This window comes from Embleya australiensis (assembly GCF_051903075.1).
GTDB lineage: Bacteria > Actinomycetota > Actinomycetes > Streptomycetales > Streptomycetaceae > Embleya.
In genome coordinates this window covers 489,243-511,475 of the sequence record NZ_CP182423.1, presented here as the reverse complement: position 1 = coordinate 511,475, position 22,233 = coordinate 489,243, and the positions used below count along the sequence as shown (strand labels likewise).

The 22,233-nt window shown below is 71.5% G+C and carries 21 protein-coding genes; 10 read left to right on the top strand and 11 right to left on the bottom strand.

The window, feature by feature from the left end:
- Positions 1–180 precede the first annotated feature (180 nt).
- Both ACMXN5_RS32615 and ACMXN5_RS32610 read right to left on the bottom strand, forming a co-directional pair.
- Positions 181–1,779: a phytoene desaturase family protein gene (locus ACMXN5_RS32615; RefSeq protein ID WP_439678491.1), complete on the bottom strand. Its 1,599-nt coding sequence runs from the start codon at positions 1,777–1,779 to the stop codon at positions 181–183.
- Positions 1,763–2,266: an SRPBCC family protein gene (locus ACMXN5_RS32610; protein ID WP_439678490.1), complete on the bottom strand. Its 504-nt coding sequence runs from the start codon at positions 2,264–2,266 to the stop codon at positions 1,763–1,765. The genes ACMXN5_RS32615 and ACMXN5_RS32610 overlap by 17 nt, the downstream gene beginning before the upstream one ends.
- A gap of 522 nt (positions 2,267–2,788) precedes the next feature.
- Between ACMXN5_RS32610 and ACMXN5_RS32605 the strand changes: the two genes are divergently transcribed.
- Positions 2,789–3,709, top strand: coding sequence for an NADP-dependent oxidoreductase (locus ACMXN5_RS32605; RefSeq protein ID WP_439678489.1), 921 nt, complete (start codon positions 2,789–2,791; stop codon positions 3,707–3,709).
- 156 nt (positions 3,710–3,865) lie between these two features.
- Here the strand turns inward: ACMXN5_RS32605 and ACMXN5_RS32600 are convergent, their stop codons facing one another.
- The gene (locus ACMXN5_RS32600; protein ID WP_439678488.1) at positions 3,866–4,204 is read right to left on the bottom strand and encodes a hypothetical protein; all 339 of its coding nucleotides are present in this window, start codon (positions 4,202–4,204) and stop codon (positions 3,866–3,868) included.
- A gap of 511 nt (positions 4,205–4,715) precedes the next feature.
- Here ACMXN5_RS32600 and ACMXN5_RS32595 point away from each other — a divergent pair.
- Positions 4,716–5,474 carry a hypothetical protein gene (locus tag ACMXN5_RS32595; protein WP_439678487.1) on the top strand — a complete coding sequence of 253 codons (759 nt, stop codon included), beginning with the start codon at positions 4,716–4,718 and terminating at the stop codon, positions 5,472–5,474.
- A 910-nt stretch (positions 5,475–6,384) separates the two neighbouring features.
- On the opposite strand, the gene ACMXN5_RS32590 is transcribed toward ACMXN5_RS32595, so the two are convergent.
- The 3 genes from ACMXN5_RS32590 to ACMXN5_RS32580 form a co-directional block, all read right to left on the bottom strand.
- Positions 6,385–7,341, bottom strand: coding sequence for an MSMEG_6728 family protein (locus tag ACMXN5_RS32590; RefSeq protein ID WP_439678486.1), 957 nt, complete (start codon positions 7,339–7,341; stop codon positions 6,385–6,387).
- 189 nt (positions 7,342–7,530) lie between these two features.
- Positions 7,531–7,959: a sensor histidine kinase gene (locus tag ACMXN5_RS32585; RefSeq protein WP_439678485.1), complete on the bottom strand. Its 429-nt coding sequence runs from the start codon at positions 7,957–7,959 to the stop codon at positions 7,531–7,533.
- Between the two features lie 108 nt (positions 7,960–8,067).
- Complete coding sequence (locus ACMXN5_RS32580) at positions 8,068–8,379, bottom strand: ArsR/SmtB family transcription factor (protein ID WP_439678484.1); 312 nt, start codon at positions 8,377–8,379, stop codon at positions 8,068–8,070.
- 228 nt (positions 8,380–8,607) lie between these two features.
- Here ACMXN5_RS32580 and ACMXN5_RS32575 point away from each other — a divergent pair, with 228 nt between their 5' ends.
- The 4 genes from ACMXN5_RS32575 (at position 8,608) to ACMXN5_RS32560 (ending at position 12,607) form a co-directional block, all read left to right on the top strand.
- Positions 8,608–9,537, top strand: a complete 930-nt coding sequence (locus tag ACMXN5_RS32575; protein ID WP_439678483.1) for an alpha/beta fold hydrolase — start codon at positions 8,608–8,610, stop codon at positions 9,535–9,537.
- Between the two features lie 159 nt (positions 9,538–9,696).
- On the top strand, positions 9,697–10,428 hold the full coding sequence (locus ACMXN5_RS32570; RefSeq protein WP_439681323.1) for a TSUP family transporter: 732 nt from the start codon (positions 9,697–9,699) through the stop codon (positions 10,426–10,428).
- A 753-nt stretch (positions 10,429–11,181) separates the two neighbouring features.
- On the top strand, positions 11,182–11,733 hold the full coding sequence (locus tag ACMXN5_RS32565; RefSeq protein WP_439678482.1) for an RNA polymerase sigma factor: 552 nt from the start codon (positions 11,182–11,184) through the stop codon (positions 11,731–11,733).
- Between the two features lies 1 nt (position 11,734).
- Positions 11,735–12,607, top strand: coding sequence for a hypothetical protein (locus ACMXN5_RS32560; RefSeq protein ID WP_439678481.1), 873 nt, complete (start codon positions 11,735–11,737; stop codon positions 12,605–12,607).
- A gap of 26 nt (positions 12,608–12,633) precedes the next feature.
- On the opposite strand, the gene ACMXN5_RS32555 is transcribed toward ACMXN5_RS32560, so the two are convergent.
- Positions 12,634–13,464, bottom strand: a complete 831-nt coding sequence (locus ACMXN5_RS32555) for an SAM-dependent methyltransferase (protein ID WP_439678480.1) — start codon at positions 13,462–13,464, stop codon at positions 12,634–12,636.
- 1,743 nt (positions 13,465–15,207) lie between these two features.
- A complete protein-coding gene (locus ACMXN5_RS32550; protein WP_439678479.1) occupies positions 15,208–16,224 on the bottom strand; it encodes a saccharopine dehydrogenase in 1,017 nt (338 codons plus the stop codon).
- A gap of 85 nt (positions 16,225–16,309) precedes the next feature.
- Here ACMXN5_RS32550 and ACMXN5_RS32545 point away from each other — a divergent pair, with 85 nt between their 5' ends.
- A complete protein-coding gene (locus ACMXN5_RS32545; protein ID WP_439678478.1) occupies positions 16,310–16,891 on the top strand; it encodes a TetR/AcrR family transcriptional regulator in 582 nt (193 codons plus the stop codon).
- A 168-nt stretch (positions 16,892–17,059) separates the two neighbouring features.
- On the opposite strand, the gene ACMXN5_RS32540 is transcribed toward ACMXN5_RS32545, so the two are convergent.
- The 3 genes from ACMXN5_RS32540 to ACMXN5_RS32530 form a co-directional block, all read right to left on the bottom strand.
- Positions 17,060–17,263, bottom strand: a complete 204-nt coding sequence (locus ACMXN5_RS32540; RefSeq protein ID WP_439678477.1) for a hypothetical protein — start codon at positions 17,261–17,263, stop codon at positions 17,060–17,062.
- Positions 17,264–17,346: 83 nt separating this feature from the next.
- Positions 17,347–17,646, bottom strand: a complete 300-nt coding sequence (locus ACMXN5_RS32535) for a hypothetical protein (protein ID WP_439678476.1) — start codon at positions 17,644–17,646, stop codon at positions 17,347–17,349.
- Between the two features lie 41 nt (positions 17,647–17,687).
- Positions 17,688–17,963: a hypothetical protein gene (locus tag ACMXN5_RS32530; RefSeq protein ID WP_439678475.1), complete on the bottom strand. Its 276-nt coding sequence runs from the start codon at positions 17,961–17,963 to the stop codon at positions 17,688–17,690.
- A gap of 806 nt (positions 17,964–18,769) precedes the next feature.
- Between ACMXN5_RS32530 and ACMXN5_RS32525 the strand changes: the two genes are divergently transcribed.
- The 3 genes from ACMXN5_RS32525 (at position 18,770) to ACMXN5_RS32515 (ending at position 22,211) form a co-directional block, all read left to right on the top strand.
- Positions 18,770–19,954: a methyltransferase domain-containing protein gene (locus tag ACMXN5_RS32525; RefSeq protein ID WP_439678474.1), complete on the top strand. Its 1,185-nt coding sequence runs from the start codon at positions 18,770–18,772 to the stop codon at positions 19,952–19,954.
- A gap of 91 nt (positions 19,955–20,045) precedes the next feature.
- Positions 20,046–20,222 (top strand): hypothetical protein, encoded by a 177-nt coding sequence (locus ACMXN5_RS32520; protein ID WP_439678473.1) that lies wholly within the window; start codon positions 20,046–20,048, stop codon positions 20,220–20,222.
- A gap of 315 nt (positions 20,223–20,537) precedes the next feature.
- On the top strand, positions 20,538–22,211 hold the full coding sequence (locus tag ACMXN5_RS32515) for an ABC-F family ATP-binding cassette domain-containing protein (protein ID WP_439678472.1): 1,674 nt from the start codon (positions 20,538–20,540) through the stop codon (positions 22,209–22,211).
- Positions 22,212–22,233 lie beyond the last annotated feature (22 nt).

Here is a 22,233-nt window from a genome sequence, read left to right as displayed (position 1 = left end):
GCGGTCGCGCGAGGGTGCAAGTCGCCGAGAAGCCACGCCGTGTGTTCGACAAACCTGGAGCGCACTCGACGCCGGTGCTCGCGTCCGTTCGGAGCGCGCCGCCACGATCGTGGAGCCGACCGAGACATCCCAGTCGATCCCGCCACTCGACTGCGGGTCACATGATCGATCGGACGTGTCCTAGTATCGCCGGCCGACGATGCGGGTGAGTGCGCGGCGGTCGGTGTTCAGGGCGGTTCGGGCGGCGTTCGCGCCGCACGCTCCGTGTACGCCGCCGCCGGGGTGGGCGGAGGAGGAGGCCAGGTACAGCCGGCGGATCGGCGTGCGGGCGCGGCCGGTACCGGGGACGGGGCGGAAGACCAACTGCTGGTGGGGCGCGGCGGACCCGCCGTTGAGGGCACCACCGACCAGGCTCTCGTTCGCCGCTTCCAGAGCGCATGGGGAATGGATGCGCCGTGCGGCGATTCGGGCGCGGAATCCCGGTGCGAACGTTTCGATCCGCCGCTCGACGCGGTCGGCGTACTCCTCCGTCTCGGCGGTGTCCCAGCGTCCGGTCAGGCGCCCGCCCAGGTCCTCGGTGACGCGTCGGGGAACGTGCGTGTACGCCCATGCCGACTCCGTTCCCGCGGGTGAGCGGGTGGGGTCGGTGGTGGTCATCTGTCCCAGGAGCAGGAACGCGCGTGCGGGCAGTCGCCCGGAGCCGACCTGCACGGCGTAGTCGGAGAGTTCCGCGAGGTCGGCGGCCACGTGTACGGTGCCGGCCTCGGCCGCCTCCGGCGCCGTCCACGGGATCGGCCCGTTCAGTGCCCAGTCGACCTTGAAGGTCCCCGGGTCCCAGGCGAATCGACGCACGTCGTCGCGCAATCGGGTGGGCAGATCGTTCCAGGAGACGAGGCCGCCGTACAACGTCGGTGCGGGGACGTCGGCCAGCACCGCCCGGCGGGCCCGTACCGCGTCGCCGTCCGCAGTACGCACGCCCAGCGCGGTTCCGCCGCGCACCACCACCGTCGTCACCCGCGTGCCGCACCGCACGACGCCGCCCTTCGCGGTCAGGCGCCGGACCAGCGCGTCGGCCAGCGCACCGGCGCCGCCCACCGGCGCGGGCCAGCCGTGTTGCTGCCCGAGCATGGCCAGGAGCCACCCGAACGCCGCACTCGGGGCCGCCTCCGGCAACAGATCGGCGTGCAGGGCGCAACCCGCCAACACCATGGTGGCGCCGACGTCGGAGAACTCCTCCTCGCCCAGCCTGCGCACCGGCAGGGCCATCATGCGTGCGAACCGCAACCCGTCCGCCACACCCAGCCGTGCCGCGAGCGCCAGACCGGACCGTACCGGAGGAAAAGGGGTGAGCAGCGCATTCACCACATGCGGGTCCAGACGCCCCCACAGCGCGGACAGTCGCCGCCAGGCGTCGGCGTCGGAGGCGGCGAAGTCGGTCGCCAGTCCCGCCGCGGTGGCGTCGACACCGCGCCGCAGCACGGCGCACCGGCCGTCACCGAGTGGATGGGCCAGGACCGCGGGAGCGTGGCTCCAGCGCAGCCCGAACTCGTGCAGGTCCAACGCGGCGATCACCGGCGAGGCTGCCGCGAGGGGGTGGAAGGAACTGAACGTGTCGCTCACGAAGTCCGGATGTACCCCGCGGTCGCTGTGCACCGCGCCACCGGGCACCGCGCGGGCCTCCAACACCTCGACCTGCCACCCCCGGTCCGCGAGGATGTTGGCGGCCACGAGTCCGTTGGGACCGGCCCCGATCACCACCGCGTCAGCGTCGTGGGTCATCGGTGTCCCCGGTGGCCGCCTTCGAAGCCGAGGCTCCGCGTTCGGTGGCGACTCGCGGCTCCTTCTCCACCACCCGGGCGAGGTTGCGCAACATCCGGCGGTTGCGCAGATGCAACAGAGCCTCGCCCGGCGGGCCGTGCAGACGCGCGGCCGGACCACGCAGCGGATGCTCGTCCACCAGGACCAGGGTCGCGGTGTCCCAGGGCAGGAGTTCGATGCCGATGCGGGCGGTTCCGAAAGGGGAGGCCACGGCCTCCAACTCCAACCGCTCGCCCGGTACGCACAACCGCACGATGCACTCGTCCCGGAACGTGAGGGGCCCGAGCCCGATCGCGTAGACCAGGTGAGCGCCGGGACGCGGCCACGTATCGTCGAACCTTTCGACGTGCCGGGTGCCCACGACCCACTCCGCGTACCGCCGGGCATCCGCGAGCACGCCCCACACATGTGCGGGATCCGCGTCGATCAACTGCTGCCTTCGTGCCATTCACGGCGACTACCCGGTCCTGCCGACCGTATCCGGGCGATCGGGGCCGAGCCGGCTGCGGGGTGCGAAACCGTGCCCGTCACGGTGATGCGGTCGCCGGCCACGGACGAGGGCGCATGAAGGCGGTGGTGGAGGGCAGGCGATCTTTGCCGTGCGACATCTGCGGCAAGCGCGGGACCTGCGGGTATCCCGATGAACGTGAGGGACCAGAGGTGGAAGAGGGTACGAGGGCGGGCTCTCGATCGCGACGCGTGGAGGGGCGTGCGTCCTCCTGTGCGTGGCGGCCTCGCGGAGCGAGTGAATCCGCCACGCGGGTCGGAGCGGGGCGATTGTGCGGGCCGAGACCCGGGTAAGCGCGGGCGATTCGAGCGGGTGACGTCCACCGTCACGATCGGCGGCGCCTTCCGCGTGGATGTGCGGTGGTCGTCCGGCGAGCGGCGGGGGAGCCGTCCGGTGATCATCCCGGCTACCGAGGGCGTCGACCACGGCGCTCCGCGACTTCCGACAGGGAAGGCCCTTCGCATGCGAGCGGTGACGTACAGCGCCTATGGCACCGACAACTCCGGCTTGGCGGTGCGGGAGGTGTCCGATCCGAAGTGCGGACCCGGGCAGGTCCTGATCGCCGTGCGGGCGGCCGGCGTCAATCCGGTGGACTGGAAGCTCATGGCCGGCGGCCTCGACGGCATGCTGGACGCCGTGTTCCCGGTGATCCCGGGATGGGACGTCGCCGGGGTTGTCGTGGCGCGCGGACCCGACACGCCGGAGTTCGAGATCGACGACGAGGTCATGTCGTATGCCCGCAAGGACATGGTGCACGGCGGTACATACGCCGAACTCGTGGCCGTCACGGCCGGTTCCGTGGCGCGCAAGCCGGCGGCACTGGACTGGGCAGGCGCGGCGGGCTTGCCGCTGGCCGGATTGACCGCGCTGCGCACACTGGAGCGACTCGACATCGGCGGCGGACAGACGTTGCTGATCCACGCCGCGGCGGGAGGAGTCGGGAGCCTCGCGGTTCAGATCGCGCGCGAACGCGGGGCACGAGTCATCGGGACGGCGTCCGAGCGCAATCACGACTTCGTGCGCGGGCTGGGTGCCGAACCCGTCGTGTACGGGGACGGCTTGGCCGAAAGGGTCCGCGAACTGGCGCCGGAGGGAATCACGGCCGTCGCCGACTTCGTCGGCGGGCAGTTGGACACGACTTTGGCGGTGCTGGCGCCGGGCGGGCGGCACGCGTCCACCGCCGACAACAGCGTGGACCAGCACGGAGGCCACTGGATCTGGGTGCGCCCGGACGGCGCGAAGCTCGCCGAGTTGGGGGAGTTGGTGGACCGGGGAAATTTGACCGTGGAAGTCGCCGCGACGTACCCCTTGGAGGAGGTCGGTGCGGCCTGGGACGCCAGTCGGACGGGCCACACCCGCGGCAAGATCGTGCTGACGCCTTGACGATGGCCGGTCCGACCGGGCCGGGCATGTCGCGGCACGTGCCCGGCCGTCGTTCAAAGGGCCGGCTACGACCGGCGAACGCCGCCCCGATCGCCACTGCCGCGCGCGGCCCCGAACGAGCGGCCGAGGCGGGCACGCGTCGGGAGCCACGACGTGTCAGGGGTCCACCGGGTTGCCTGAGAGCGGTGGTGGCGGTTCGGTGGCCGCGGGCTCGGTGGCCTCCTGGATCCGGATGGCCTCGGTGATCGCGGCGGTGCGCTCCTGGGGACTCAGGGAACCGGCGGCGTTCTCCAGCGCGGTGAAGTGGCGACGGCGATCCGCGCAGCGACTCCGGGTATTGATCCACGCGGTGCACGCCGGGATGGCGGCGGCCAGGATCCACAGGACGGCCAGGAGAAAGAGGCCGACGGCTATCCACATGGGTACGCCGACGAGCGCGGTGAGCAGAGAGCCGGCTCCGAGGGTGAGAGGGGAGAAGGGGTTGGGGGCCTGCACTGCGCGACCTTTCGGGTGGGACGATTTCGCCACTGATCCGGTCGGCCGGCTTTCCCGGTGGTCGCGGAGGCGGGGATGGCGGTTGTCGAAGCGTGTCGCGGAGCGGGCCGGCGGGAGGTGCCCGCCGTCCGACCTCCAGGCCCCGTAGGCGTCGGGGAGTGGCCTGCTCCGTCGGCCCGGGCATCGCCTGGCCTGTCGCCTGTGGAGACGACGCCCCGATCCTCGGTGAGGGGGCTTTGTGCATTCGTCCGAACGCGCGGTGGGTGTGCGGGATTCCGTGGGGAACAACCCCAAACCGCCGCTCGGGGGCCGGGGTTGCCCTTTCTGCTGCCTGTCCGGTTGCCATACCTACTGCGTTTCCTGTGGACTCGCTGTTGTCATTCCTCTTGCCTCACCCGCTGCCGGACGACGTGTCTCCGGAGACTGCGACCGGGAGGAACGTCTCGCCCGCGGGGCGCCGGGCCTACCGGCGGAACCCTCCGCGTGCCCGCTTCGAACCTGCGGGCGTCGGATGCCGCCGATGTCGCTGCCGTGCGTGTCGACGCCGTTGTTTCGCACGTTCGCGCCGGACCTGCTCCTCGCGGCGGTCCCGCCACGGCGTCGCCGGTTTGTCGCGGGCGTCGATTCCGGCCGGGTGCAGGTAGTGCGCATCGACGCGCTCGCGTGCGTCGTGCTCGGTCCCGTCGGCGTGAACCGCGTACCGCCGCGCGCTGGAGATCAGCGGTTCGACGCGCGGGCGACCAAGCGGGCGGGCGCACATTTCGGCCAAGGGTTCGTCGTGGCCGTGGAGTTCGTGGGTTGCGAGGGGCTCGGACCGGAGGTGGGCGATCCGGTCCACGCGGACGTCGTCCCCGCGCGGCCCGCGGTGCGCGCGGGCGACGGGGCGGACGGTCGGGTGGAGCATCGCCCAGCCGAGCGGGCCGGAGGCGGCTCGGGGTTCGTGGAGGTTGCCGCCGCGGAGGAGGGGGGCCATGGCGTACGCGCAGGTGTCCTGCGGGCGGGCGGGGTCGAAGTCCATTTTCCCGACGGTGACTTGGTCCCCGGCGTGCCGGTGTGTCTCGGCCGCCGCGGCGGAACCGTACATCGCGTCCACACCGATCCCGGTCACGTCGGGGACCGTGCGCATCGCGTCGACAAAGGTGCGGGCGGGGAGTTCGCGGCGCGGATCCGGTTCCCGGTCGCCGGGGGCCGCCGGCCGCTCGCCGGTCCGGGGCCGCAACCGACGCCCGGAGCTGGTGTTTTGCCCCGATCGGTGTCGGTGAGCGGGTAGCGTGCCGGGCCCGATCCCGCCCCCCTGCCGGCGGCCGCGTACCGGATCCGTTCCTCGGGCCCGAGGAACCGGAGCGACACCTCGGCCGTGACCGACTTCACGGTTCGCGCCCAACCGGCGGCCACATCGCGCGAATCCGCCGGCGTGGACTTGTGACGACGGTGATCGCGACCGCGAAGTCCGAGTCGCCCCGTCGGGGTACGCGGCGTGGGAAACTTTCGGACAGGGCAGCGGCAAGGCCGAGAACCTGTGAGACACCACGTGGTTCGGTGACTCGAACTCCTTTGTGTGGCCGCAACATTCAGTGTCGGACAACCGGCCGGCAGGCCATATGAGCATGGCTTGCTTTGCTCCCTGTCGCTTGAGCGGGTGGGTTGGTCCACGCGTCGCGCCCCGGTCCGCTCCGATCGAGTGGCTCATCGGATCGGCGTGCGATGGAGGACTTCGGGGTGGCCGAATATGTGGCCACACCCTTGGGCTACCCATCAAGTTGGTTTGAAATACTCGGAGTAGCGGCGCGATCGAAGCGTTCGGCCCACTACGATCCGAAACACGCCGCAAGTGGACGCCCTCGCGCGCCCTGCGGGAGCGCGCACGCCCGAGTGCGGATCGTTCGGAACGCGCCCCCGGCGGGCGGCGATTGCCCGACACACACGCGAACCCGCGGTCGTGGCATCCCGGCGGAGCGGATGCCCACGTTGCACATGTGGAGTTCGGTGGGACCGACCGGCCCACGACGACAGCATCCTGCCCGTGTTGACCGTTCTGGAGGAAGCCGCTTTCGACGGACGGCCCTTCCGCTTCGGAACGATCTTCGTCCACAGCGCCAACCCCATCGGCGCCGAAACGGTCGTCCGCTCGCTCACCCGCTGGAACTACGGGTCCGCCGAGCAACGGCGTGAGCATCCGCTCAGGCCGGTCGAAGCCGCAGGATCGGCACCCCAGTCGGTCGTGGGACGCGGTCCGGGTGGGCGGCGTGGTCGACCACGATCAGGCCCGGTCGCCCCCACCGCGCGGCGATCGACCGGCCGGGCCGCAGAAACCGCACCGGCGCAGGCGCCCGCGCCTCCTCGCGCATGGCGCGGCGATCCGCGGCACCGGCTTCGCGCGCAGTCGACCCTCCCCGTACGGCCGCGTCCCCGCGGACGGGGGGCCGCGTCGGCGTCGCGTCCGTGGCCGTCGTCTCGTCCGGCAGGGGCGCGCCGGTGAACCACACCGTGGGTCCGGGCCGGGCCAATCCGGCCAACAGCGCGAGGTCGCGGCCCTCCATGTCCGACGCCTCGACCTCGAAGTCGCGGCCGTGGGCGATGGTGTCGAACGCCTCCCGCTCCGGTGCGGTCGCCTCGTCCCGGCCCAGCGCACGCAGCGCCGGGCCCAACGTGTGCGCGGATGCGACCCGGATCCGCATGGGCCATCGGGGATAGCGCGGGAGGGGCCACACGTACGGCAGGCCGGCAGGGGCTCGCGTCCCGTACCGCGGCCGGTAGTACTCCTCGTCCTTGGTCATCAGCACCGAGCGGTGGCCGGCATGGAAGTCCGGATCGCCGAGCCACGGCGGCAGCAGACCGTCCCGGTACAACTCGGGCCGATACGGAACCCGCCCCGCGGTGAATTCCAGCAGCCGGGGAGCCACCGTGTCGCGAAACCCCCGGCGCGTCCACTCGGTGCACATCGCCACGCCGTAGCAGACCAGCGCCGGAACGAACCCCCGCCACATCGCCACCGCCGGATGATGCTTCCAACCGTAGGTCGGCCATACCAGCGCCCGCAGGACCTGGAACGTCTCCACACGCTGCTTGCCGAGCCTGCGGTCGTCGAGGATCCGCGCCGTCGCCTCGAAACCGGGCTCGGGCAAAAAGGTCTGCACAGGCGCCTCCAGAAGTCGAGTGCGTGTACCCGTGACACCCCGGCGAAACCGGCCCACGCGACCGCGGCCCAGCCCCCGCGAGAGCCCGGCCCTGCTCGGTGAGTCGGGCGATGAGCGCCTATAGCGCCTCGAAGTACGCCGTCCGGTGATTCACCGAGGTGGTGCTGCGGCACGAGTTGCGGTTGTCGCTCACGCGCGTACGGGTGACGCCGGTGTTGCCGGGTGGGATCGACACCGGTTCGACCGAGCCGTCCCGACGGCCGACGACCCGCCAACGTCTCGGCCCCCGTCGGACGGGGTGCCGTGTTCTCGACCCGCCGGCGCCGGGTGCAGCGGGGGCGGCGAGTTCAGGCTCGTATGCGCCATGTCCGCCGACGGGGCCGCGGGGGCGTGAAAGCCGGGCGGCGCGGGCGGCAGTTCGACGCGCACGATCAGGCCGCCGCCCGCGCGGGGTTCGGCGTCGACCGAGCCACCATGCGCCACGCAAATGGAGCGGACGATGGTCAGGCCCAGGCCGGCTCCCGTCGCGGTGACCGGGCGAGCGGGGCCCGCGCGGCGAAAGGGCTCGAACAGCGTGGGGATCACGCCGGCACTCAACTCCGTTCCGGTGTCCGCCACTTCGCGGAGCGCGACACCGCCTGCGCCGAAGTTTTGAGCCGGAGTCCGGGCCCGGGCGCGGCGCACCCGCCCCGCGCACTCGTGCGCAGGTGAGGCGAGGCGCGCGTTCTACCGCGTACCGACCGGTTTGGTCAGGACGATGTCGAGCAATCCCGGGAACAGCGCGTCGAGTTCGTCCCGGCGCAGGGTCAGGTAGAGCTTGCGGCCCGCGCGGCGTTGGCGGATGACGCCACTCTCGCGCAGGGCGCGCCAGTGGTGGGTCATGCTCGATTTGGGGACGTCGGGCATGATCTCGCCGCAATACCGCTCGACGCCGTCGGCCAATGCCCGGGCGATTTGCAGTCGGGCGGGGTGCCCGAGCGCGGCCAGGACGTATACGAGCTCGATGTCGTCGATGTCGGGGTGGTGCAGAGCGGCCATCCGCCAATAGTACGTGATCCTCGTACAAACCCTCCCGTGCATGCCGTTGCCGCCGCCGTGCGGCCCGCGACGCCCCTCCTGCCCGGTGCTTGACACGCATTGTTCGATTGTACGAATATCTCGTACATACAGTTCGTACGAACTCTTCGTACAGTCGAACGTTCGAGCGCTCGGTCATTCGAATGCTCCAACGCGCGAACTCTCCCGCCCGTCCGGAAGGATCCATCCGTGAGCACACCCACGCCCGTCCCCCTCGACGACGCCGAGCTGGCCCGCTCCCTCGACGGCGACTTCACCAATCGCCACGCCGACGTGAACGGCGTGCGTCTGCACTACGTCGAGGGCGGCACCGGTCGCCCCCTCCTGCTGCTGGGCGGATGGCCGCAGACCTGGTGGCAGTGGCACAAGGTGATGCCCGCCCTGGCGCGCACGCATCGGGTGATCGCCGTCGACCTGCGAGGCATGGGAGGGTCGGACAAGCCCGAGGACGGCTACGACAAGAAGACGATGGCGAACGACATCCGCGAACTCGTCCGACACCTCGGCGCGGAGCGCGTCGACATCGCCGGACACGACATCGGCGCCATGGTCGCGCAGGCGTACGCCGCGCAATTCCCGGATGCCACACGACGGATCGTCCTCCTGGACGTCCCGCATCCGGACGAGGGACTGCGGGAGATGCGACTGCTGCCCGAGCCCGATCAGCACGTCGGTTCCGAGATCGAGAAGGGCGCCCGCACCTACCTGTGGTGGTTCGCGTTCAATCAAGTCCGCGGCCTCCCGGAGAAGTTGCTCGACGGCCGCAGCCGTCTGCTCGTGGACTGGCTCGTCGAATACCTGGCGAAGGACCCCGCCACCATCGACGAACACTCACGACGGGTCTACGCCCGCGCGTACTCCACCGCCGACGCCATCCGCGCCGGCAACGGCTGGTACCAGGCTTTCGACACCGACATCGCCGACCGACGTGCGCACCCGATCCTGACCGCGCCGATCCTGGCCCTCGGCGGCGACAACAGCAACTACGCCGTCCTGCGCGACTTCCTCCCGGCCAGGGGCGTCGACGTACGCGTGGTCGAGGTCCCGGACTGCGGCCACTACATCGCCGAGGAACAACCGCAGTTCGTCATCGACGAACTCTCGGCCTTCCTCGCCTGACCGACGCGCGCCTTCACGACGGCCGACGGCGCGGGCGAAGGCTCGTGGGGCCGGTCGTGCACCCATCGGGCGACGATCTCCGGTATAGCTGACAGGTCGTCGGATCGTCGTCGTCCCGGCGATGCGCCCGTACCGCCCCGTACCGTTCCGAGGTTGCCCGTGTCCGATGCCTGGTCCCTTGCGCTGATCATCGGCGCGATCGTGCTGCTGGGCGCGACCGTGCAGCGGCTCAGCGGGATGGGGTTCGCGCTGGTCGCCGCGCCGGGCCTGGTGCTGCTGCTCGGGCCCGCGCAGGGGGTGGTGCTGTGCAACGCCGGGACGTGCGTGATCAGCGCGATCGGCCTGGCCACGTCCTGGCGACGGGTCCGGCCCGCCACGATGGTGCCGCTGGTGGTCGCGGCGGCATGCACCGTGCCGCTGGGCGCGTGGATGGCCGCACACCTGCCGGAGCCGTGGTTGCTCACGGGCATCGGCGCGGCGGTGTGCGCGGCCGTCGTCCTGGTCATGCGCGGTGTTCGGGTACCGGCGCTGCGGGCCCGGCGCGGCGCGGTGGCCGCCGGCGCGGCGAGCGGCTTCATGAACTCCTCGGCCGGCGTCGGCGGCCCGGCGGTGTCCCTGTACGCCCTCAACGCCGGTTGGACGGCTGGCGAGTTCGTACCCAACGCCCAGTTCTACGGCGTCGTGGTCAACGTCTTCTCCCTGGTCGCCAAGACCCCACCCCACCTCACCGCCCCCGCGTGGTCCACCACGATCACCGCCCTCGCCGCCGGCGCCGTGCTGGGCCGCCTCCTGGCCGCCCGTACTTCCGAACACCGGGCCAAGCGCACCGTCCAATGGCTCGCCCTGGCCGGCGGCACCACCACCCTCACCAAGGGCTTATGGACCCTGTGACCCCGGCCTCGGTCGGGCCGCCGAACGATCGGCGCCGGACTGGACGATCCCCCATCAGGAGCGCAACACCGCTGCGCCCGGCTCGTGCCGCAGCCAAGACCTCCGCCGGTCGCGTGTCCAACTCCCGCGACACGTACGAAGGCAGGGCACCGATCCGGTCGCGGGCGGAGTCGGCATCGAGGGCCGGGCCCCACCGGCAAGGGCACCCCGGTCCACGTCACGGTGTGGCCGCCCCCGGGCCGAGGCATGATGCCACAGGAGGTCCTCGCCCGCGAGATGCGCGTGCGCGACGACCGCCATCTCCGCGATCCGTGCCGCGTACGCTTCCAGCACCCGGTCGTAGCAGCGCTCCCGGCACACGCTGCGCTGCTTCGCCCACCCGCCGACGCCCGCCCCCCGCGGAACGTGTGGTCGGCGAATGACGGAGCGTGGCGAATTGCTTTGCACAAACGGGGCCTTGGTGCGCTTTGCTGGGAAGTAGGGGCCGCGGTGAGCGGCTCGGTTCCGGTTGGCGCCGTCCCATGGTGGGCGGCGCGAGGCGTTTTCTGGGGGAGAGATCAAGATGGCGATCCGGAAAGAGCCGGTGATCGCGGGGGCGACCGCCGCGCGGGTGTTCGGGGCCGACATATCCGTGCCGGGCAGGCGTGTGTCGGCGGCGGTGGTGCGCGTGGGAACCGCGTACGAGGCCCGGCGTCCGGACGCGAGTACGGGTCGCGACCGGGCGGGGGATCGCGGGTGTGCGGAGGTCGGACCATGAGCACGCCGCAACTCCCGTCGTCGCGCCTGAGTTTCCAGGCGTTTCACGCGTTATACGCCAAGCCGTGGTTCGACTACGTCTACCTGCAGACCGCGAACAGGGAGGTGGCCAGGGACACGGTGCGCGAGGCGTTCGGGCACTTGGAGCGCGAGTGGCAGCACGCCCTGGAGCAGGAGTCGGTGTCCGCGTACGCCTGGCGGATCCTGAAGGAGCACGTGGGGGCGTGGCTGGTCGCCAACGGTCGTGTCGTGGCCATCCGCGAGACGGCCGCGTTCGCCCCGCTCGCCAGGGCGCTGGACCTCACGCGCGACCGGTTCGCGTTGATGGAGAGCCGACTGGGACTGTTCCACGCGCTGTTACGGCTGACCGAGCGACAGTACGACGTGATCGTCCTGCGCTACGTGATGGGCTGTACCGACGCGGAGGTAGCGGCCCGGCTGGGCGTGGCCGAGAGCACCGTGCGCTCCACGGTCCGCCACGCGAAACGCCGCCTCGCCCGGGAACTGCGCATCTCGGAGCGCCCTCGGACCACAAGCGGAAGGAACTGACGTGCGCGACGACCGAGGCCCCACGGCCCTGGACGAACTCCTCGGGGACGCCGCCACCGTCGTGGACGCCCCCGACATCGCAGACCTCACACCACGGCGGAGCGATCCGATCGGCGAGGGCTGCGGGCACTGTTCGCCGGCGGAGCGGATGATCGACCGCATCGCCGCGACCGACCCGGGAACCCCGGCGCCGTCGTGGGCGCGCAGCGAACACGAGCAGGCCGCCCACGAGTTGGGAGTGACCGCCGTCCTGGTCCTCAACCGGCCCGGCGCCGCCGCGAGCCTGTCCCGGCTGGTGGACACCCGCCGCATCGACCCCGAGGGCGCGCTCGTCTACGGCTGCCTCCTGCACATCGCCGGCCGGGTGGACGCCGCCCAGTTCTGGTGGCAGTTCGCCGCCGGCGGCGGCAGTTACACCGCGGCGACCTGCCTGTGTCTGCTCCACCGCGGCCTGGGCGAATGGCGCGACGCCCAGTACTGGCGCGACCAGGTCCCCCTCCTGGAGGAACAGGCCGGCCGGCGCACCACCCGCCCCCTCCACAGCAGACACCCCCTACTGCCCGAGGAGGTGCGCCGCGACATCCTCGCCCAGACGCACCGCGGCCGGACCCCGCGCCTGCCCCCCGCGCTGGAGGCGGTCGTCAAGGGTTTGCCCGTGGCGGAGGACGACCCCGATTTCGGAGAGATCCCGCAACCGGGCGAACACCTCCTGGACGGACTGCGCCGCGCGGGCCGCCGTTTCACGACCACACCGGCGGACGCGGCGCCCGATCCCGTCCGACCCGGCCCGCGTCACCTTCCGGATCAGGACGACGCGGGACATCGGCGCGGGTGCCGGTTCCCACCGCTGCCGGCGCCACCCACGGCGATGTGAGGACACGGCCCGGTGCCGTCGGGGTCTCACGGTTTGCGGGCGATCCCGCCGTGACAGGAGACCTCGGCGGCCCCGGGCACGGCCGCACCGGGCGGCGGATCCCACGCGGCGACGGAGGTGACGCCCGGCGCGAGGACGGGCCAAGGGAACAGGGCCTCGACCTCGCCGCGAGTCCGGGTCTGGGCGGGGATCCCCGCCTCGTGGTAGGCGGACACCAGTTTCGCCCAACCCACCGGATCGAAATCGTGGGTCACGTGCGACAACGCGAGGAAACTCCCCGCCGGCAACGGCTCGACGAGCCGTGCCACGACACCGTGGGGATCCTGCTCGTCGGGCACGAAATGCATGATCGCTATCAACAACACCGCGATCGGCCGCGTGAAGTCCAACGTCGACCGCAACGCGGGATGCGCCAGAATGCTCTCCGGCTCACGCAGATCCGCCTGTATGTAGGCGGTCGCACCCCGCGGATCCCCCCTCAACAAGGCCCGGGCATGTGCCAACACGATCGGATCGTTGTCCACGTAGACCACCCGCGACTCCGGCGCCACCGCCTGCGCCGCGTCGTGCGTGTTGCGGCCCTCGATGGGGATACCCGTGCCGATGTCGAGGAACTGCCGTACCCCGCGCCGCGCCAACTCGGCCACCACCCGCAGGAGAAACCTGCGATTCTCCCGGGCGGTGGTGAACAACGAAGGGAACGCCCGCAGCGCGTTCGCCGCCGCCGCCCGGTCCGCGTCGAAGTTCGTCTTCCCGCCGAGGTAGTAGTCGTACATCCGCGCCGAATGCGCCACGTGCACATTGATCTCCGGCGTGTCCCCCGGCCCATCGCCCCACGATCGATCCCGCGCGTCCATACCGGCCCCCTGATCTCGATCACGCCCCCACCCGCACGGGAACGAGAATGTGTTCCACCACACCATGCCCTGCCGCGCCCGACCGCGATCGAAACGAACCCACTCGATCCGATCCCGGGAGGGACGCCGGCAACCATCCCCTTCGCGGCCCACGACCGGCGGATCGACGCGGACGGCCGCTCGGCCGGCGGGGCCCGGCGCCGGAAGGCCGGCACGAACGAGAGTGCGGAGCAACCCGCGAACCACGCCACGAGACCACCGTCGCCCGCGAGCGCGAACTCGCCCGTCGACCGCCCGCGACCGTGTCCGGCGGCCGGCACGAGCCGATCGATCACATCCGGACGGCGCCGGCGCGCCCACGCCGAAGTCCGCGAGCGTCCCGGCAGAACGAGAACGGGCAGTTGACCAGGGTCCGGTGGCGGCGGATCGCGATGCCGGAGCGGACTTGGCAGACAGCCGGTACGCTCCACACACGGTCGCGATGTCATTCACGCGACCACGCGGCCCGTCGACCTCCCGCACCCGCCGCGACCACCGCCCCGCGAGCCGCTCGGGAAGGGACGGCCCCACGGCCGGAGCCTTCGGCCGCCGCGAACCGGTCGACATTCCCGAGGACTTCCCCGACACCACCTCACCGGCCGCAATCCGGATCCCGAAGTCCCTTCGGTATATCCGCTCCGCCATCGTCCCACCCCCGGGACCGTCATCCCGCACCGCCGGTCGTGGCCCGATCGCACGAAACCCGACCGAACCCACCGGCGGTCATCGCAGACGTCGCCGTCCGGCGCGACTGCGAGCGGTCTCGCCGCGCCCCCGACGCTCCCGGGCGGCGGCGTGAATCGGCTTCTCCACGCTCCACGTTCCGGCCCATGCCGGACGTTCCGGCCCACCGTCAGCGTTCCGGACCGCGCCGGGCCTTCGCTCCCGGAGCACCGGGCGCACCAGGCGCACCAGGTGGGACGAACCCGAACCGCCGGTCCCTGTCGGCGTTCTGCCCTCGCGTGGCCGCCGCCGTCGGCTCCGGGCTGCCCTGGAATCCGAATTTCTGCGTCGTCCGTTCGCCGCCTCGCGCCTCTTTCGCGGGGAGGAAGCCCAGGCTCGGACGCGAGGACCCGTTCGGTGATCGGGGTGCGCTCCCGGTGGGCGCGGGGGCCTCGAAGCCCGCCTTGACCCGGGTGGGCGCGGTGTTGGCCCGGGGGCGGTTGTCCGCCATGCCCTTGCCGCCCACGAATCCGAGCGGCGCCTCCGCCGAGAGGGCCGGCGCCGGTTGGGCCGCCCCGACCCCGTCGGGTTGGTATCCGAATCGGACCCGATCCCCCGACGCGCTCTTGGGCGCGGTGTACAGCGGTTTGGGCGGTTCGAACCCGAAGCGCTGGAAGGGATGTCCCGGATTCTGCCGAACCGCCGGAAGAAGCTTCGGATCGGAAGGCTTCCCCGACGTCAGCTCCTTCCGCTGGTACTTCTCGGCCATCGTCACTCCCGGTTGGTTTGAGGTACCCGAAAGCAATATGACACACCCCGGGGCCCACCAAGTGGGCCGCTCGTCCCCGGACTTCGGGTCTCGGCCGGTTCCGGGGCGAATAGGCCCGAATACGCGGGAGTCGCGGATCGCCGCAGCACCGACGAGGGCGGCGGAGGCGGCCCTCTCCGACGGCTGCGAGCGCGACTTCCGCATCATCGAAGGCATCGACCGACCGACCGGGCCGGCCATCGCCGAGCATCCGTCACCGCGGTGGCAGGCGTTTATTCGTCGCCGGGCGCGTCGACGAACTCGGCGCCGATTTCCTCCAAACGCTCGGCCGCGTAGGACGCGTCGAGCAACGCCTCGGGGGTGTGGACGCCCGGCGGTACGGCTTCGCCGCCGCGCAGCCCGAGCAGTCGCTCGACACCGAGGGCGATGCCCAGCGCGGTCAGCGGTCGCTGCCCTTCCGGATGGACGAGGTAGCGGTGCAGGCTGCGCGGTTGCCCTCCCGGGCCGGTTCCCTCTACGTCGATCCGGACCTCGACGGAGGCGGGGCCGCCGCGTCGCCGACGCGCGGACTCGCCGATGGCGAGGTCGAAGCGGACGTTCGGCGCTCCCGTCGCCAGGGCGAGACTCGGCACGTCCAGGATGGCAACGCTCCGGCCGGGCGCGAGGATCCCGTCGGTACCCGGTACATCCGTCCGTGCATCGGGTTCGGCGACCCACGTGAACACGCCGTCACGGCGTACCAGTCCGGCCGAGGTGGCGATGGCCCATCGCTCCAGATCCGCCAGCCCTGCGGGGCCGCCGGCGTCCGACTCGTCCAGGACGGCACCGATCCGGATCGTGTCGATCCGTTCGAACTCCCTGGTGGCGTACAGCGTCGCCAGAACACCGATCCCCGCGCAGAAGTGACTCGCCACCAAAACCGGTGCACCGCCCGGCCGTTGGGCGCTCGCGACGATCTCTGGTGCGATGTCCACCAGGCCGCTGGAGATGCTCAGGTAGGGCAACCCGCGCTCCTGCGCGAACCGCAGCCCCTGCAATCGGCTGTCCCACAGCGCGGCGACGACCGCCAGATATCCTCCGTCGGTCGGCAGGCCCAGATCCCCGCGCCGCAGGTCGACGGTCACGGCCGTGGCCGCGCCGAGTTCGTCGGCGACCCGCTGCGCGCGGCCGAGGTCGCGGCCCGCGATCGACAGGGGCAGTTCCGGGTGCCATCGGCGCAGCACGGCGGCGGCGCCCGCGCCTGCCTGCCCCGAACCGCCCAGGATCAAAACCGAGTCGGGCCGTCCCATGGTGAGTCTCCTTCGCAGCAGCTAACCTACATTTTGTAACCTACGTTTTGTAGCATAACCTGGGAGGAGACAGCAAGGGAGGACCATGGCGACCACACCGACCCGCCTGTCCAAGCAGGCCAGGCGGGAACAGTTGCTCGACACCGCCGCGGCGATCGTGCGCACCCGGGGCGCCGACGGGCTCACGCTGGTCACCCTCGCCGAGGCCGCGGGCGTCAGCAGGCCGATCGTGTACGACCACTTCGGCACCCGCCCCGGCCTGCTGCTCGCGCTCTACCGGCGCCTCGACGAACGCCACCGGGCCTCGGTCACCCGGGCACTGCGGGACGCGGTGCCCGTCGCCGAGGAGGTCGCCCGCGTCATCGGCGCCGCGTACTTCGCCTGCGCCACCGACATGCCGGAACTCAACGCCGTTTCGGCGGCACTGAAGGGCAATCCGGACATGGAGACGGGCGGACAGGAGATGACCGACAGCTACACGGACCTGATGGCCGCCGCGCTGCGGCCGTACACACACCTCGAGCCCGACGCCCTCCGGCTGTGCTGTGCCGGCGTATTGGGTGCGGCCGGGGCGCTCGCCACCGAACTGAACCGCGGACGGGCCTCGGTGGAAGAAGTGGTGGACGCGCTGACCGGCCTGATCATGGGCGGACTCAAGGCCGGGTGAACTACCGTGGTGCGGCCGGAGGTTCACCTCGCCGTCGACCCCACATGGGCGGCAGGACGCAACCGCACGAAAAAGCTGTTACCGACGGGTGGAGCCCCGGGTCATCCCGTCGGTCCCGCGAGCGCGGGGATACCTCCGCGATCGTGACTCGGGCGGTGTCGTCCGGGGTCACCCGCCGTGCACGAAACCCCGGTAGTCGGCGACGATCGAGTCGAGTTGTCTCGGGATCCTCGCTGTGCTCCGGCCGCGTGCCTGCGCCAGGGTCTGCACGACGAAGGCGAAGAGGTTCAGGGGCGCGTCGTCGTGGTGGCGCGCGACCAGGAGTCCGTAGGTGACCAGTTCGGCCTCCCGGCAGTTGAACTCCGCGATCACCAGGCGCTGGAGCAGTTCCCGGTTCCGTCTCCGGCGCGTACGCGTGCGACGGTTTCGTTATGCCTTCCCGGCTCGGCGGCGGGTCAGCGTTTCGGGCAGGTCGGGTCGTCCACGAGCACCGCGTTCGCGGGGATGATCACCACGTCCTCGTCGATCGACACCGAGCCCTTGGTCGTGGTGTAGGCACGCTTGCCGGGCCCGACGCATTTGGTGGCGAGGTTGCCGAACCCGTCGGGGAAGTCGAACACTTCCGCAGGACTGTCCTCGCCCCGATCACCGAACACCGGGGCGTCCGCCTTGCCGCGCTCGTCGTAGTACTCCTGCGAACACCCGGCGACGGCGCCGAGGACCAGGAACATCGACAGGATCGGCGCCCATCGCATTGTGTGCGATCGTCGCAACGCCTTCGTCGGTCGCGTCGCGTTCACCCCGCGCACGCCGCGTCCGCGACGACCTGCACATTGGAGGGGCCGCTCGCGTTCGTGGTGACGTAGGCGCGGAATCCGTGGCCGACGCACTTGGTGGCGAGGTTCCCGAAGCCGTCGGGGAAGTTGAACACCTGGGCCGGAGTGTCGTCGCCACGCTGGTTCGCGACCGGCGAGTCGCCCTTCCCGCGCTCGTCGTCGTCCCCGGCACACCCCGCCAACAGCAGCACGCCCGCCAGCGCGCACGGTACGACACCCCATCCGAGTCCTGCCACGACGCTCCCTCCCTCGCACCACGCGTCCGTGAGATCAACATCCCAGCCGGCACCGCCGCGCCGCGATGGGGACTTCCCCACGCACTACGGGGGTCGCACGACTGCGGAAATCGCAGGAAGGCCGCACGGTGCGCGGCCATGGTCGAGTCGGAATGGCGTTTCCTGGACCGAGACATCCGCGAGTGACTGATTGCCGCCGGCCGTCCTGGCCGGATCGGAATCTCGCCAAGACGATCCGCCTGGACGTCGACACCCCGACCGGTGACGCCGCGCGATCCCTGTACAGGACGCGCGGCACTTGATCGCCGAGATTCGGTCGACGCGCGGCCGCACAGGACCTTCGCTGCTCGACGTCGAGGAACTGGCACAACGCGCGCTTCCGTCGCACAGGTGGGCCCATGCCTGGCAGAGGTGATCGAGAAGTCGCAGGAGCCGGCCGATTTCTGGCGCGCGGGTTGGATTCCCGGCCGCGCATGCGCATGCGCCGTGGTCGATGCCTCGGCGGTCCATCCGCCGTGTCGGCCCGGGGTTCGGTTCGGTGTGCCGAGCCGGTGCGGGGCGACGTGCCGCCGGCCGCGCAGTGTTCCCACGACGTCGTGGGTTGGCAGCCATGCCCCAAGAGCTTGCGATCACGTGGCGTGGGCGAGGATGCTCGATCCGTGACGGTGCGTCGAGCGTGGGGGAGGTCGCACGGTGGGTGAACACGAGGGGGACAAGGATTTCGGTCAGCAGAAGCCGAGTCCCGACGGTTCGAAGCCGGCGCCCGTGCCGGGGCGGCACAAGAAGGACGACCCCAAGGACGGCAAGTGAGCGTGCACGACCCGCTCGAGCGCTCCTCCCGGCTCGCGGACACCGTGGCCGCATCGGTTCCCGACTTGGACCCGCGGTGGCGCGAGGCGATCGCCACGGTGCGCCGGGACCTGTTCCTGCCGGACCGCGTGTGGACCGACACCGGCCCCGTCGACCGTTCGACCGACGAGAAGGCGTGGTGGGAGGCGGCGTACGACGACATCCCGGTGATCACCGCGATGGACCGCGCGCCGGGTCGTGAGGACTGGCCGACCTCGTCCGCCTCGCAGCCCTCGGTCGTCGCGGCGATGCTCGACCTGCTCGACCCCACCACCGGCCCGTTCCTGGAGATCGGCACCGGCACCGGCTGGAACGCCTGCCTCCTGCAGGCAGCCACAGGTCACGAGGTGGTCAGTGTCGAGATCGACCCGGACCTGGCCCGAGCGGCTCGCGCCGCGTGCGAACGCGCCGGGATCCACCCACACATCGTCACCGGCGACGGCACTCTCGCCCACCCCGCCCGGGCACCGTACGCCGCCGTGGTCGCAACTTGCTCCGTGAACACCGTCCCCGCGGCGTGGGTCGAACAGACCCGGCCCGGTGGGACGCTCCTGCTCCCGTGGATCTCGCCGTGGGTGTCCTACGGCATCGCTCGGCTGACCCGCGACGACGACGGGGGAGCGACGGGCCCGTTCGCCGCCCTGGGCTCGTTCATGCCGCTGCGCGCCGCGGCGGCCGGGTACGACGACGATCCGCCGCCTGTGGACCACGGCGCCCCGACCCGCGAGCGTGTGTCGGACCTGGCGCCGTGGGCGGTGCAACCGGAAGAGCCCGAGGCCGCGTTCGTCGTCGGCGCCACTCTGCCCGGCTACCGCTTCCTGACCGCCCGTGCCGACGATCCCCAGCCGGGTGAGTGGTGCTGCACACTGCGGGTGATCGACGCCACCGGCGCGAATTGGGCCGACGTGGACCACGCCCGAGGCGAGGACCAGGGCCCGTTCCCGGTCACCGTGCACGGCGAACGCGACGTGTGGGCCGACATCGAAGACACCTACGACCGATGGACCGCCCGGGGCCGTCCCGGGCCGGAACGCTTCGGCCTGCGCGTCGAACCGGACGGCGGCCAACACGTGTGGTTCGAGGACCCGTCCGGTCCGACGTGGCCCTTGTCGGGAACGGATCGGCACGCGATGACGGCCTGAACGCGTAGTGCATCGCGCATCCGGGCGAGGGACCGTAGAGACCAACGGTGGAACTTGATCATGAAAGTGACGCCGAGGGATGACTGACGTGATGTCAGAGCCTGTGCAGGACAGTCCGATTGAAGGCATCTTCGAAGCCGACGTCGACGGCCGGTGGATCGACGAGTTGGCCGTGTGGATGCTCCCGGGCATGTGGTGCGGCCGGCAGATCCACCACACCGCTCGCACCCCGCGTCCACCGCTACAACCAGGCGCGGTACACCGGTAGTACCCCGGCAGGCCGTGTTCGCGTCCGGTCGGATCGAGCGTGGGCGTGGGCTGCTAGGCTGCCGGCGATCGGCATTCGAGGCATCGAGGAGTTGCAGACGTGGCGGGCGAAGACGACATCTCCGGCTGAGATCCGGATGTGACGGCCTCCGGCCGGCGCCCCGAAGGCGCCGCCGACGTGGCCGCTTTCGTCGTAACCCGTTTCCCGCACCTGCCGGGCGGAGCTCAGGCTCCGCACTCCCGTCTCCGAGGTCGCTTGCGCGCCGGAGGCGCCATGCCCGGCGGGTCGACCACCGACGACATCGGACGGACGACCATGCCTCAACCCGCTCTGCTCGCCCACGACCTCGTCCTCTCCCTGGGCGGCCGACGTGTCCTGGACGGCGTCTCCCTCACCGCCTCCCCGGGCCGGCGCATCGGCCTGATCGGGGAGAACGGCGTCGGCAAGTCCACCCTGCTGCGGGTGCTCGCAGGTGTGGACGCAGCCGACTCGGGGACCGTCACCCGCCCCGGCGATCTCGGCTACCTCCCGCAGGAGATGCCCTTCGACGCAGATTCCACCCCGGCCGCGGTGCTGGACGAGGCGCTGCGCGAAGCCCGCGAGGACCTCACCGAACTGGACCGACTGGGCGAGGAGTTGGCCCGCGTCGCGGAGGACGATGCGAGCAGGCACACTCTCCTGGACGCCTACGGGAAGCGGCTGGAGCAGGCTCGCGATCGGGAGTCCTGGGACGCCGACCGCCGCGCCGCACTGGTGTTGGCGGGCCTGGGCCTGGGCGCCCTCACACCCGACCGCAGGCTCGGCTCGCTCTCCGGCGGGCAGCGCGCCCGATTGGCTCTGGCCGCGCTGCTCGTACGGCGGCCGTCCGCACTGCTGTTGGACGAGCCGACCAACCATCTCGACGACGATGCCGCGGCCTTCCTCGAGCGGCAGGTCCGCGGCCTGTCCGGCACTGTGGTGATCGCCACCCACGACCGGGCGTTCCTGGACGCCGTCTGTACCGACCTGATCGACCTCGACCCCGCGTTGGACGGCCCCATCCGCTACGGAGGCAACTACCGCGCCTATCTGGCCGAGAAGCACGCCGAACGGGCGCGCTGGGAGCGGCGTTACGCCGAGGAGCAGGAGGAGTTGGCGGACCTGCGCCGGTCGGCGGGCGTGACCGCGCACCGCGTGGCACCGGACCGCGGGCCCACCGACAACGAGAAAATGGGCTACGGTCGCCGCGCGGGTCGGGTGCAGAACCAAATCTCTCGGCGGGTGCGCAATGCCACCCGGCGGCTGGCGGAACTGGAGCGCGACCGGGTCGCCGAGCCGCCGCACCCCCTGCGCTTCGCCGCCGAACTCGCGACGCCGGCGACGCAGAGCCCGCAGCCCCTGGTGTCCCTGCGGCGGGCGGGGGTGCCTGGCCGGCTCGCCCCGATCGACCTGGAGGTGTCGGCGACCGACCGACTGCTGATCACCGGCGGCAACGGGGCCGGCAAGTCCACGCTGCTCGCCGTGCTCGCCGGACGCCTCACGGCCGTGGGCGAGGTGCGCGAGCGTCCCGGGTTGACGGTGGGCTTGCTCACCCAGGACACCGATTTCGAACGGCCCGAACGCACCGTCCGCGACACTTACGAGCTGTCGCTGGGCGCGGCGCGGGCCGAGCGGGTGCCGCTGGGCACACTCGGTCTGATGCACGCCTCGGACCTGGGCAAACCGGTCGGCGAGTTGTCGGTGGGGCAACGGCGCCGGCTCGCCCTCGCCCTCCTGGTGGCCCGCCCGCCCCAACTGTTGTTGCTCGACGAGCCCACCAACCATCTCTCCCCCCGTCTGTGCGACGAACTGGAGGCCGCCCTGGGAAGTGGGCCGGGGGCGATCGTGGTGGCCTGCCACGACCGTTGGCTGCGTCGGCGCTGGCAGGGGCGCGAGATTCGGCTCGAACCGGGGCAGGATGATGACGTGAACCTCGACCACGTCTTCGGTGTGCGCCGAAACGGCAGGTAGCCGGCGGCGACGACCATCAGCG